Genomic DNA, 13,731 nt, shown 5'->3' with positions numbered 1-13,731 from the left:
AGAGTGGATAGAATGAATCCATTGTCTTGAACAGGGTTTATGCTAAAGAGCTTGATGGGAATTCCAGGGTATCGAATTCATGAAACGATTTACACCAGTTCCAGAACGGTGGTTTACCGGGGCTGGCGAGAGTGGGATCAAACCCCCGTTGTGATCAAACTTCTAAAAACGGCTTATCCCAGCCTGGTTGAATTAGCACAATTCAAGAACCAATATGCGATCGCCCAAATTTTGAACATGACTGATGGTGTCCGTTTCTATAGTCTGGAGACCTACCAAAATCAGCTTGCTCTAATTATGGAGGACTTCGGAGGAATTTCACTCAAGGAGTATGCAGCGCTTTGGGGCCAGCAGTCTGAAGTGAACACCTCACTTCATAAGGCTCCTCGCTACGAGCCACTGTTTCTCACCGAATTTTTGCAGATTGCGATCGCCCTCGCCCAATCGCTCAACAATCTCTACCGTCATCGCATTATTCATAAAGATATCAAGCCTGCCAATATTCTTATTCATCCCACCACCAAGCAGATTAAGCTGATTGACTTTAGCATCGCTTCCCTGCTACCCAGAGAAACGCAACTTTTGACCAGTCCTTCAGTGCTGGAAGGGACGCTGGAGTATTTATCCCCCGAACAAACCGGGCGGATGAACCGGGGCATTGACTACCGCACCGATTTCTATTCGCTAGGCATCACCTTCTACGAATTGCTCACTGGCCAGTTACCGTTTCAATCGGACGATGCGCTCGAACTGGTACATTGCCACATCGCCAAACAAGCCCCCGCCGTCCATAACCTGAATCCTGCCGTGCCACCGCTCCTCTCGGAGGTGGTGAGCAAACTGATGGCGAAGAATGCCGAAGATCGCTATCAGACCGCCTGGGGACTGAAGCACGACCTGGAAACCTGTTTGCATCAATGGAACGCAACGGCCATCATTGTGCCGTTTAAGCTGGGACACCGGGATACTTGCGATCGCTTCGTGATTCCTGAAAAGCTGTATGGTCGGGAAGCGGAAGTGACCATGCTGCTGGCAGCCTTTGAGCGGGTGCAGCAGGGTGCCACCGAGCTGATGCTGGTGGCGGGCTTTTCCGGCGTGGGCAAAACGGCCGTCGTCCACGAAGTGCACAAGCTGATCGTGCGCCAACACGGGTACTTCATCAAAGGCAAGTTCGATCAATTCCAACGCAATATCCCCTTCTCGGCGTTGGTGCAGGCGTTCCGCGACTTGATGGGGCAACTGCTGACCGAGAGCGATGCCCAGATCGATCTATGGAAGACCAAGATTTTGGCTGCACTGGGCGAGAATAGCCAGGTCATCGTCGAAGTAATTCCAGAACTCCAACGAATCATTGGCGAACAGTCTCCTGCGTCGGAACTGTCCGGCAGTGCAGCCCAAAATCGCTTTAATCTGTTGTTCCAAAAGTTCATCCAGGTTTTCACCACGCAAGAGCATCCCCTGGTGGTTTTTCTGGATGACCTGCAATGGGCAGACTCCGCCTCGCTCAAGCTGATGCAACTGCTGATGAGCGAAGCAAAAAGCCACTATTTGCTGCTGGTGGCTGCGTATCGGGATAACGAAGTTTCGCCCGCGCATCCGTTAATGCAGATGATCGAAGAACTGCTGCAGGCATCGGTCACTGTCAATAAAATTGCTCTAGCTCCCTTGACCCCCATCCACCTGAATTACTTGATTGCCGATACTCTAAATGCCTCACCAGAGCAAGCAATTTCCTTGACAAAGTTGGTGCATCAAAAGACCCAGGGGAATCCTTTTTTCAGCAATCAATTTGTTAAATCGCTTTATGACGATGGACTGATTGTATTTGATGCCTCGGTGGGCCGTTGGGATTATGACATCGCCCCAATCCGCGCTATGAGCTTGATTGAGGATGTGGTGGAATTTGTGGCCAAGCAATTGCAGAAGTTGTCGCTGGAAACCCAAAATGTCTTGAAACTGGCGGCTTGTATTGGCAACCAGTTTGACCTGGAAACGTTGGCGATCGTGTATGAGCAATCTCCCACAGAGACGGCTGCTGCTTTGTGGCCAGCCCTCAAAGAAGGAGTGATTTTGCCTTTGGGCGGCGAGGGATACAAATTATTCCCGACCGATGGTTGGACACTTGTGACAGAAAATGCACCCATCCCTAGCACTCAGGAAAAACCGATCGTCTCCTACAACTTTCTTCACGATCGCGTCCAACAAGCAGCCTACTCGTTGATTCCAGACGATGACAAACAGGCGACTCATCTCAAAATCGGGCAACGGCTGTTGAACAATGTGCCCGAAGCCGAGCGAGAAGCCAACGTTTTTGAGATTGTGAATCACCTGAATATCGGTATCGAGTTGATGCGATCGCAGGACGATGGCTTGCGCCCCGCTCCGCTACGGGAGCAACTCGCTCAACTCAACCTGATCGCAGGACGAAAAGCCCTCGCTTCCACCGCACACAAAGCTGCTATTGAGTATTTGACCGGGGGAATCCGCTTGCTGCGATCGGACTGCTGGCATAGTCAGTATGCGTTAACCTTGTCTCTGCATGAGTCAGCGGCTGAAGCGGCTTATCTCTGCGGAGCCTATGAGCAGATGGAGGAACTGGGTGAGGCCGTGATGCGGCAAGCCAAGACTTTGCTCGATCGCGTGGGCATTTACGACATCAAAATTCAGGCCTATACAGCCCAAAATAATGTGCTGGCTGCGATCGCGATCGCTCGGCAAGCGATGGCACAGTTCGGCCTCGTTTTTCCTCTTGAACCCACCCCGGCTGACATTCAGGCAGCCCTCCAAGAAACGGCTGTTCTGCTGGGCGGGCGTAATCCAGAAGAACTGGTCGATTTGCCGATGATGACGGCGGCAGACAAACTGGCGGTTGTTCAAATTGTGGCTAGTGTGGCTCCCGCTGTTTATATTGCCGCCCCAAATCTGTTTCCGTTGCTTATTTTGTCGCAGGTGAAAGCCTCGATTCAGTATGGTAATGCGCCCTTTTCTGCGTTCTGCTATGCCTGCTACGGAATTCTTCTAAACGGGATTTTGCAAGACGTTGAAGTGGCCGCTCGGGTGGGCAAATTGGCGTTAGGGTTGAATGCCAAGTTGAATATCAACGTCATCAAGCCCACGGTTTTATATGTCGTGGGTGCTTTCATCATGTATCTGAAATCTCATCTCCAGAATGCTGTGCAGTTGATGTTGGAAGGCTATAAAATTGCGCTCGACACGGGAAATATCTACTACGTCGGCTTCAATGCGAAAGATATTTGTCAGTATTCCTATTTCCTGGGGCGGGAACTGCCTCGGCTAGAGGAAGATATGCAGGCTTATAGTCTTGTCCTGGAGAATTTCCAACTAACTACCACCCTCAACTACTGCCGGATCTATCATCAAGCGGTTCTTAACTTACTAGGCAAGGCCCAGAATGCTTGTGTTCTGACTGGTCAAGCATTGAACGAGGAAGAATTATTACCTCAGCTAATTGCTGCAAATGAATTTACAGGACTTCACTATTTCTACGTTCATAAACTAATTCTCTGCTATCTGTTTGGGGATCTGTCTTTGGCGATCGCAACTGCTACTCAAGCCAGACAGTATCTAGGAGCAGGCACCGGATACGCCACGATTCCGGTCTTTGAGTTTTATGATTCGCTCACTGCGCTGGCTGCCTATCCTACTGCTACACCGTTTGAACAGGCAGAATTGCTGCAACGAGTGACTGAGAACCAGCAAAAAATGCAAACCTTGGCCAGTCATGCGCCCATGAATTATCTGCATAAATTTGAGTTGGTGGCAGCGGAACGGTGTCGGGTGTTGGGTCAAACGGCGGTCGCGCTCAATCACTACGATCGCGCGATCGCGGCCGCCAAAGCCAACGAATACACGCAAGAAGAAGCCCTTGCCAACGAACTTGCAGCTCGATTCTATCTAGACTGGGGCAAAGAAGCGATCGCTCAGGTTTACCTGACGAATGCCTATTATGCCTACGGACGCTGGGGCGCGAAGGCAAAGCTAGATGACCTGGAACACCGCTATCCCCAACTCTTGGCTCCGATCATGCAGTGCGAGGACGCAAGCTCTCCCATCCGGGCCGTTCGCTCCACCACCACCGGGGCGGGACGTAGTAGCAGTTCCAGCATTTCCGAAGCTCTAGATTTGGCAACGGTGATCAAAGCATCTCATGCGCTGGCCGGAGAAATTGAGTTGGAGAAGCTACTGGCAACGTTGATGCAGGTAGTGGTTGAAAATGCCGGAGCCGAAAAATGTGTACTGCTGCTGCGACATGAGGAAAATTGGGTGATTGCGGCCCAAACCGCGACCAATGTTGAGATCGAAACTCGGTTAGAACTGGCGACCCAGCGCTCCCAACTCGGTGAAAATTCGGCGTTTGGCTTGCGCTCGCGACCCCTGCGATCGAGCCGCGACATTCCCCACTCCGTTGTCAACTATGTTTCCCGCACTGCCGAGCCTTTAGTGCTGGATGATGCCCGACTGGAAACGACCTTTGCCACCGATCCCTACATGATTCAACAACAGCCCAAAAGCTTGCTGTGTATGCCAATCTGTAATCGCGGCAACCTGATTGGCATGGTGTATCTGGAAAATAATTTGACCATCGCCGCTTTCACCCGCAACTGTCTGGAAGTTCTGCGGTTGCTCACGGCGCAGGCAGCGATCTCGCTGCAAAATGCAATGCTATACAACAAGCTTGCCGTGGCAAAAGCGCAACTGGAGCAAGCAAACCACACGCTGGAAGAGCGAGTGGATCAGCGAACTCAGGAATTGCACGAGAAAAATCAACATCTCTCTGCCACCCTAGAGCAACTGCAACGCACGCAAACCCAATTAATTCAAACTGAGAAAATGTCAGGGTTGGGGCAACTGGTGGCTGGAGTGGCTCATGAAATCAACAATCCAGTGAACTTCATCTACGGCAATCTGATCCATACTGCTGAGTATACGGGGCATTTACTGGACTTAGTGGAGCTTTATCAACAGACCTATCCAGCGACCAACCGCCAAATTGAGGAGAAGATTACAGAAATCGACTTGGACTTCCTGATTGAAGACTTGCCCAAAATACTGAGTTCAATGAAAGTAGGGGCCGAGCGCATTCGTCAAATTGTCCTATCCCTGCGAAACTTCTCGCGACTGGATGAAGCAGAAATGAAGCCTGTTGACATCCATGAGGGAATTGACAGCACACTCATGATTTTGCAAAATCGGCTGAAAGCAAAACCCGATTGTCCTGCCATTGAAGTTATCAAAGAATACGGCGATTTACCAAGGGTAGAGTGCTATGCAGGCCAGTTGAACCAGGTATTTATGAATATTCTGGCAAACGCGCTTGATGCTTTAGATAACTACAACGCTCAGCGTTGTGCGAAAGACGCACTCCATAATCCCCGTTGCATCACAATTCGGACTAAGTTATTGACTAACAATACTCAGCCTAGTCATTCTAAAAGAGTGGTGATTCAAATTCAAGACAACGGTTCGGGGATGACGCAACAGGTTAGACAACAGTTGTTTGACCCCTTCTTCACCACAAAACCTATTGGTAAAGGGACTGGATTAGGACTGTCAATTAGCTATCAAATTGTAGTTGCTAAACATGGTGGCTCCCTCCAATGCTTTTCTGAACCCGGTCAAGGGGCTGAATTCTCGATTGAAATTCCTGTTAGCCAAAGCAGTAGTGACTGTACTGCCGTGGCTAACTGAGTATTCGTAGGGCTTGGAGGAGCGGTATTTGGGAAATAAGGGCTGGAATCCTTGCTGGACAAAGGTTTCAAGTGCTACGAAAGCGGATGGTGTCAGCGGGGCTATTTCTGGGTCATGTTCCTGTACCGCTAGGGAGTGCGACCTTCACCAACCGCTGAGGGATATTGCTGGCCGCTGATTGGCAAACATCCCAGGAGAGCGAGTGTATGAGTTGCGGGTGGACGTTGAAGGAGTGTGAAGGCGATTCAGAGTATGCGAGCTAGCGTGAAACCATTACTTCAGCTTCGAGGCTCTTGTTTGTACCTGAATCAGCAATCTTTCAGCGCTTTGTGGAATGGCATCATTAGGGTGCCTATCCTGAATGTCAATTAATCGCACCCCCCTATCTTCTAATTCTTGAAGCAGAATCCATTCATCCAGAAATTGGGTAGAAACCCCGTCCTTTTAGGACGGCTTTGTGTTACAATATAATTGGTCAACGACCCACCCGAGACGATGGATCAAACAGCCTATACGAGCGAAGTTCAGCTTTGTGCTGACGGCGAAGCAAAATCGGTAGACCGGGAAAAGAGGATAGGGCAATGGTAAACATCCCTAAAATCAAAACTACGAAGAATTCCGTTTGGTATTCGACACGTAAAAACCGCTTTCTCTTGCGGGGTTAGTCTGTGGAGCGAACATAAGACCAAATCTCTTTGAGGGTGGAGGCAGTTGCGAAGAAGCAGAAATTCAAATCGTGAGGTTTGGGAATCCCCGTACCTTCAGGTCGGGGTGGATGTCAACGGGAGTCCAAGCATCTCGAAGATTGTCAGGAACAACACCCAATTCCTCAGCTAATTTCTTGGCTTTGCGTCCAAACACTACCAAAGTTACTGGTTGACTGGTATTAAGGTAAAGTCATTTGCGGTTGTTTTCTGATAGTTCTCGATGCCGTTCAATGTAGCTTTTGATAGCATCGGTAAGGTGGCGACGAATACCCTTGCCTTCTAGCCCCATCGTCATTAACTCCTAAAGGAGTCGTTTTTTCTTGGCAGGAATTAGTCTCGCGTCGCCATTGACAGCATCCCTCTTGCTCGCATCCGCACCGGGCGGGGAGAAAGCCCCGCCAGCAATTCTATCTACTCGCCCTCCGTCAAAGCTGGATCTTGCTGCTGCTGCGAGTTGCTGTAAAAACTAGCAATAATCGCCACCATCAACCACCACAGCATATTAACTTCCGGCCGGTACCAAACTGTATCGACCAAACCGTGGGCCATCATGCCGGCTAAAGTTGCGATCGCCCCAATCAACCAAAACCCCTGATTCGATTTGAGATTTGGGATGTTAGATTGGGGATTTCGGGATTCTTCCTCTAAATTAGAGATGTTAAATTGTGAATCCCGCAGATTTTTGATCTGCAACAAACCTTGATTGATGGTGACAGTCATCAGCCACAGAAAACACATTAAACCCACAAAACCGGTTTCCACCGCAATTTCCAATAGCACGGAATAAGCGCTCAAAGCAGTGAATTTCGGCTTCATATAAAGCGGATAAACTTTATTAAAAGCAGTGTTTCCCGGCCCAATTCCGAGAATTGGCCGATCGCGAATCATGTCAATCACCGCTGTCCAAACATTAATCCGAAAATTGTTACTGCTGTCACCTCGGCCGATAAACATACTCGAAACTCGATCGCGCAGGGGTTCCACTAAAGCCACTCCCAAAATTAAAGCTCCAGCCAAACCTCCTAACCCTAACGGCAGCGCCCAAGTTCGCCAGAACCGAGGCATCGAAGGGCTGTACCAGTACCACAGCAGCACTAAAAATACCACCAGTAGAGCCAGAAAACCGATCCAAGCACCCCGGCTATCGGTGTAGCGCAAACACGCGCAATTCACCACCAACATTGTCAGCGCTAAAATTTTTGTTCCCCATCCTTTCCACACAAAAAGTGCGGCGGCGCTCAATGCAATGGCTGGCAGTAAATAGGAACCAAGCAAGTTAGGATTTCCAAGAAAACTGTAAACTCGCGTGACATTGGCTTGAGTAGAAGTCGGATCGTTCCAAGTAGCTAATGGCGGCACTTTGTCAATCCACTGCCGCACGCCGTAGAAACTGACAATTAAAGAGACGTTCAAAAATACGGCAATTAACCACGATCGCCAACGGGGCGATCGCAATATCCGAGCCATCAGCGCAAAAAACAGCAAATACAGCGTTAGCTTGCTCCAACCATTAGCAGCGGCGACTTTCACCGGCGACATCGCCGTTGCGACTGTGGCTATGCCCCAGTACAGCAGAACCAGCAAGTGAATCGGCGTGAAGGGACTCTCGCGATCGTCCGAAACAGTCAGCAGCACCCAAAATGCAGCGCTAGCCGCCATCAATACCCCCACCAAGGCATTGTTTACAAACGGCGCAAAACCGAAAGTCAACGCCAGCAAAACAAAACCCAAGGGTTCTGCCCACTGCATCAGCCAGCTACTTTGTCGCCAACTGCGTAAAGAGCCGATCGCCAAATTGAATAAATAACTTCTACTTTGCCACTGAGATAGCGGCAAATTTGCCAGAGTTAACTGTTGCCAAACTGAATTCATTGCTATTTTAGATTTGTACTTTGTAATGGGTAATTGGTAATTGGGAATTGGGAAGCGCTAATCGCTAATCGGGAATTGGTAATCGGGAATTGGTAATCGGGAATTGGTAATTGAAAAAAGTTGAGTTATTTTTCTTCCTTCTTTCAGTAGTTACGTCCTATACACTGTTTCTTCCTTCTTCCTTCTTCCCTCTTCCTTCTTCCTTCTTCCCTCTTCCTTCTTCCTTCTTCCTTCTTTAGCCTTCCAACAATTCCGTAGCATTTGTGCAGGGCAGCCAGAGCACGTAGCGATATCCAGATTCCGGGGCTCCTTGAATCGAGAGTTGGCCGCCTTGAATTTCCACCAATTGGCAGCAAAGCAGCAGCCCCAAGCGTTCCCTGGCCCCGTAACCAGCTAACACCGGTGCGGTATCCTCGGCATTCTGGGCCACCAAAGCCGCCAACTCAGAAAACGCCAGCGTTAAGCGCTGCGAACCCTGTGTTGGGAGTTGCCCTTCGAGCCCGAGGGAGTCGGTTTCCGAGATCGAGGGCGAACCGCTACCAGACCCGGCCTTCAACAAGTAGTCGGTGTAGAGTTTAGCATGGGGCAAACTTTCCCCTAACCAAGGATGAAAAACCCAAACTCCGATGTTGATACCGTCTTCTTTCCGAGAAACGTGGACTCGAATCACGCTGCCTGCCCCAGCAGATTGAATAATACTAAAAATTAAGTGGTGCAGCATTTGCTGAACCTTATCTTTATCTACCAACCAGATGCGGGGCCCGGGCCCCATCGACAAATTAATTTCTTGCTCTCGTCTACTTGCCGCCGACGACAGGATTGTCACAATCTGCTGGCACAAAGTTTCTATATCGACTGCGGTTCGCTTCAAGGTAAAAGCGGAATCATCTAGTTCTGACAGTTCCAAAATTTCTTCAACTAGCGATCGCAAAGACCGGCTGCTGTCTTGGATCACGTCAATATATTCTTTTTGCTTGCTCGTTAAGGGGCCATAAATTTCTTGTTTCAACACGCTTGCCATACCGAGGACAGAAGTGAGCGGCGTGAGCAATTCCTGCGCTAAATTATTCAGCAGTTTTACCTTAATTGAGTTAGTAGACAAATCGATAGGTTTGTTAGTCATCGGTAGTTTTTATTGGTTCAGTGTCGAGCGAGCGTTTGCGGTTCATTACACCTATTCCAAAAGTCTATAACAATCTGTTTATAATTCACCACAAAAAAACGTAGTGAAGAAAAATATATCTTCCTTCTTACCTAGAAGCTCTTCCTTATCTGAGTAATTAAGATTTAATCATTGCTTCTAAAGCTGATTGCAAGTCTTGAGTGAGTTGGGCAACTGCTAACCTGCGGCTGGTTTGATATCCCTCCCAACGATCGCTCACTGATATGGGTTCGCCCACGGTCATTTGTACCTGCTGTTTGCCCAACTTCGGTCTGCCGAAAGGATTTCCTCCTTTGATGCGAGCCAGTACGTCCCACAGCAGTAAAGTTGTTTCTGCCAAACGTTCTGCTGTCAGTTGTTCTGCGACGTACCTGCCCGTAACGGACACGAAACTTTCTACAAGTCTCATGTGCCACATCCGAAGACTTGCTTCTTCAGCGAGGCGATGGGCTAATCCTCTTTCTAAGGGAGAAAGTGCTGCAATATCTTTGATATCTTCTCGATAAATATACTCCCAGCCTGCTTGTTCCAGACGGCGACAGCGGTCTATTAAACTGCCTTTGGGCTTTAAGTTGAAATATTCTTCTGCTACTTGCAAACCCACGTCTAACAGTGCTTTCAGTCGAGCCATCATTACTTCATTGCCAGAATTATTTTCCGTTTTGTTGGGGAGCGATAATGATGTTAAAATAGATGTTTTTGGGTTTATTTCTTTATGATAAAAGCGGCTGTAAAACTCTTCCATTACTGCTAGTAAATGACTTCCCAATCGAATCAGGCGCAGATATTGGAATTGGTGATTTTGGTTTTCGGAAGCTGGATTTGTTGTCTCTAAATTTGCGATCTCAGTGCGATCTAAGCGTGGCAGTCCGCAATCAATTTCTAATTGAGTTAAAAGTTTTTCTAGGGGTTGCCAAGGTGGATTGACATAGCGGTATTGAATGCCGATCGGCACAATTAAAACTTTTTCAGTGCGTCCGGCTTTTAGCAAATCTTCAACGCACCAGAAGCCCATTTGAGCAATTCCCGGTTCGAGGGGGCTAACTATTTCATTGTGACCGTTGGTAGCGCCTTCTGGGGCGGCGGCGATCGGGAATTGGCTGTTGACAAATAAATCGCGGGCCGATCGCAATCCGACGCGATCGATCTTCCCGCGAACAATGGGAGTGCCGCCGAGGTGGGAATACAACCAGCCGACTCCAGCACCGGCCCACAGGGGAATGCCACGATCGTAGATAAAGTGGGAATGTACCGGGAATTGCAGGGGAATGCCTTTGGCCCGCGCCGCCTGGGGAACGAGTTTCCAAATTAGTTGTCCCAAACAGTAGGGATCGTCTGAGTTGGGGTGGCGGAAGGCTAGCAAGAAGCGAACTTTCTGATTTTGAAATTGGTGGAATAGTTCGGCGAGGGTTTCGACGTTTTCGGCTTGAATGTGGCTGATATTTGTCCGAAATCGCAGCCACCAGGGGAATATTTGCTTACAACCTTGCATCACTAGCGAGTTGTAGGCTGGGGGTATGAATTCCAGCGGCGGCTGAACTTGGCTAATTGAATTGGGCATTTTGCGATTTTAAATTTTAAATTTTAGATTGTAGATTACTAGGTTGCGGTAAAAACTTCCAATTTTTACAATGCTGAAGTTTTTTTTATTAACCGCAGAGGACGCAGAGGACACGGAGGAAGAGAGGAGATAGCAAAGCGTGTCAATTTAACGTCAAAAGTATTACCCGTCTTGGATCGGATATCATATCGAGTCGATCGACGCCAATATTTTGGTCGGGGCGGGTTTACGGGATTTCTGGCTGATATTACAGATCGGGGGTGAACTACCCCTGACAAGAATTACGATTATTTTACAGGACTAGATAGAAACCCATCATCTTTTTTACCCCCCTGCCCTTGACAAGGGGGATGCGAGGGGGTCAGAAACTGGATTAAAAACGAGATTTATCCTCAGTTTCAGCCTTCAACACAGATTTTTGAATCCAAAATCTAAAATCTAAAATCTAAAATCCTATTGTGCCGGTTCAAAGATCATTTCTTGGAAGTTAATGACATCCGATCGCGGATCGCAGTGCGTGACTTTGACTTCTAGCCGATCGCCTATGGCGACCGATCGACCAAATCGCATTGCCAATTCTAAACCCAAATCTTCCAATAAAATCAATCCGAGATTGCTGTCTTCCCTCAGCCAGCGCAGCATTAAAGCTTCCCAAACTTCATCGGGGTTGCGCCGCAAATATTCCAATCCCCAATAGCGGTTAGTTTGGCGTTCGACGGTGGATGCTTCTTTAACTGCGGTGCCGAGACACATCACAATGTCCTGTATTTCTTCAGCGGAAAAAGGCAGTGGTTCGCCCCGCAGGTGGGCTTTGATTTGGAAGTGAGTCAGCAAGTCGGTATAGCGACGGATCGGGGAAGTAACTTGAGTGTATAATTCCAAACCCAAGCCTGCGTGGCGTCCGGGCGTGAGGCCCATTTCGCTGCGGGGCATACACCGGCGCACGGCGCAAGCGCGGGCGGGGCCTGCCGGTACGGCTAGCAGTTCTTCATCGGGAGGGAGTTCGGGCTGTGGCTGATAGCGGTAGGGTATGGGCAGGCTATGAGCTTGACCGTAGCGGGCGGCTAGTTCGCCGGCTAAAATCATCATTTCGGCTACTAGCATCCGGGCTGTGGAGTCGTCGATGACGTGGATTTTGATGTCGTCGCCGTTGACTTTGATGACGGATTCGGGCATGAAAATGCTGATTGCGCCTTGGGCTTCCCGCCATTTTTGGCGCAGTTTGGCCGCAGAGGCGATCGCTGCTATTTCTGGTTCTGCTTCGATTCCCAACTCCAGCATTTCGTCTACGTCATCGTAGGTCAAGCGGTAGGTGGGTTTTATGGTGCTGATGTGGATGCTGTAATCTTGAGCCGCGCCGATTTCGTCTAAGGTGACGCTGAAGCTGAGCGCGCTGCACTCTTTGCCTTGAATTAAACTCATTGGCCCGGTGGCCAAAGCTGGGGGAAACATGGGGATCATTCCCGTTGGCAGATAAACCGTAGTGGTGCGCTTTCTGGCTTCGAGGTCGAGTTCGTCTCCGGGGGAAAGCAGGCGGGTGGGATCGGCGATGTGTATCCACAGGCGCTGCTGGCCGTTTTCGAGAAATTCTAAGCTGAGGCCGTCGTCGATTTCGGTGGTGCTTTCGTCGTCGATCGTGTAAACCTTGAGGTGAGTTAAATCGAGACGATTTGTGTCGGAGTCGGTTGCGGGATTTTCTAGGCAGCGTTGGGCCACTTCTAATACCTTTGCGGAGAATTGTAGGGGAATTTGGCTGCGCCGCAAAAACAGGTTTTCGTGGGTACTCCAGAGGCCGAGATCGACTAGGAGGCCAAATGCTGCTTCGGGGTTTTCGGATCGTTGTAAGCTGGCTAAAGTTTCTAAGGCTGGGGTGCGGTGCGTTGCTTCTTCTCCGAGGAGGGCAAAGCGTTCTAGGGCGTCGAGGCGAGTTCGATCGCTGTGTTCCCAATCTACATTTTCCCCTGCCAGCCGCTGTTTGACTCGATCCCAAAATCCTTGGGATTCTTGGTGCCGCTGCTGTTCTACTTCTTGCTGGTGTTTGATTTCGGCTACTTGGGCGGCCGATCGCGGTTCGTAGCGATCGCCCTTTTGTTTGAAATACAGTTTGTCTGTTGATAGCAAACAGTAAGCCGCGTAACACTGCGCCGCACTGCGATCGGAAAATAGCAGCATTGCCAAGGATTCGGGATCTGCTGTTTCTCCGTCACCGACTAAAAGTTCCCAAGCGACTTCCAGACTCGACGGATCTGAGTATGCTTCTACTTCTTTGAGAAATTTGGGAATATCAGAGGGTTTGTAAGTTTCTCCGACTACTTCGTAGGTGATTTGTTTGGGCGGTATGCTGTGCGGTTGACCGTTTTCGTCTACCACTACCCAGTTTTTCTTGCCGTCGGGGCGATCGGCAACTGCCAGACGGCGGTCGCCGTGCACTCTAAATTCTACTAACGTTCCCTTCTCCACTTGCCAGCTTTATATTTGAGATTTTGGATTTTTACAATAGCCACTTATCGAGTTTCGAGCTTGCGATTTTAGATTTTGGATCTTGGCATTTTTTCTGGTCAATTGTGAAAGTTAAAATCTAAAAAGTTGTTCTTTTCCTTCCTTATTTTTTAACTTTTGACTTTTGATTAAGACTTGCGCTGCGGCGACTCTTAACCCTATTTCACGATTATTTCGCTGCATTCTTGCTGCACTCTTAATGGCAGAAAGACCTTGTTTTC

General features: G+C 49.1%; 6 protein-coding genes. 1 reads left to right on the top strand and 5 read right to left on the bottom strand.

Annotation, left to right across the window (positions count from 1 at the left end; all coding sequences use genetic code 11):
• Nucleotides 1-39 precede the first annotated feature (39 nt).
• Nucleotides 40-5,709 (top strand): ATP-binding sensor histidine kinase, encoded by a 5,670-nt coding sequence (locus D0A37_RS22100; RefSeq protein ID WP_242717570.1) that lies wholly within the window; start codon nucleotides 40-42, stop codon nucleotides 5,707-5,709.
• A 729-nt stretch (nucleotides 5,710-6,438) separates the two neighbouring features.
• Here D0A37_RS22100 and D0A37_RS22095 read toward each other — a convergent pair.
• The 5 genes from D0A37_RS22095 to D0A37_RS22075 all read right to left on the bottom strand — a co-directional run bounded on the left by D0A37_RS22095 (nucleotide 6,439) and on the right by D0A37_RS22075 (nucleotide 13,471).
• Nucleotides 6,439-6,576, bottom strand: coding sequence for a hypothetical protein (locus D0A37_RS22095; RefSeq protein ID WP_242717568.1), 138 nt, complete (start codon nucleotides 6,574-6,576; stop codon nucleotides 6,439-6,441).
• A 251-nt stretch (nucleotides 6,577-6,827) separates the two neighbouring features.
• Nucleotides 6,828-8,288: an IctB family putative bicarbonate transporter gene (locus tag D0A37_RS22090; RefSeq protein WP_242717566.1), complete on the bottom strand. Its 1,461-nt coding sequence runs from the start codon at nucleotides 8,286-8,288 to the stop codon at nucleotides 6,828-6,830.
• Nucleotides 8,289-8,523: 235 nt separating this feature from the next.
• The gene (locus tag D0A37_RS22085; protein WP_242717564.1) at nucleotides 8,524-9,411 is read right to left on the bottom strand and encodes an ATP-binding protein; all 888 of its coding nucleotides are present in this window, start codon (nucleotides 9,409-9,411) and stop codon (nucleotides 8,524-8,526) included.
• Between the two features lie 157 nt (nucleotides 9,412-9,568).
• Complete coding sequence (locus D0A37_RS22080) at nucleotides 9,569-11,011, bottom strand: lysophospholipid acyltransferase family protein (protein ID WP_242717562.1); 1,443 nt, start codon at nucleotides 11,009-11,011, stop codon at nucleotides 9,569-9,571.
• A gap of 453 nt (nucleotides 11,012-11,464) precedes the next feature.
• On the bottom strand, nucleotides 11,465-13,471 hold the full coding sequence (locus tag D0A37_RS22075; RefSeq protein ID WP_242717560.1) for a ribonuclease catalytic domain-containing protein: 2,007 nt from the start codon (nucleotides 13,469-13,471) through the stop codon (nucleotides 11,465-11,467).
• Nucleotides 13,472-13,731: the final 260 nt, after the last annotated feature.

The sequence above is a fragment of the Microcoleus vaginatus HSN003 genome (assembly GCF_022701255.1).
Taxonomy (GTDB): Bacteria; Cyanobacteriota; Cyanobacteriia; order Cyanobacteriales; family Microcoleaceae; genus Microcoleus; species Microcoleus vaginatus_B.
This window is presented reverse-complemented; position numbering and strand designations above follow the sequence as displayed.

Excerpts from the sequence above, each read along its gene's own strand:
- D0A37_RS22100 (WP_242717570.1), top strand. The coding sequence starts at position 40 with ATGCTAAAGAGCTTGATGGGAATTCCAGGGTATCGAATTCATGAAACG.
- D0A37_RS22090 (WP_242717566.1), bottom strand. The coding sequence starts at position 8,288 with ATGAATTCAGTTTGGCAACAGTTAACTCTGGCAAATTTGCCGCTATCT.
- D0A37_RS22085 (WP_242717564.1), bottom strand. The coding sequence starts at position 9,411 with ATGACTAACAAACCTATCGATTTGTCTACTAACTCAATTAAGGTAAAA.
- D0A37_RS22080 (WP_242717562.1), bottom strand. The coding sequence starts at position 11,011 with ATGCCCAATTCAATTAGCCAAGTTCAGCCGCCGCTGGAATTCATACCC.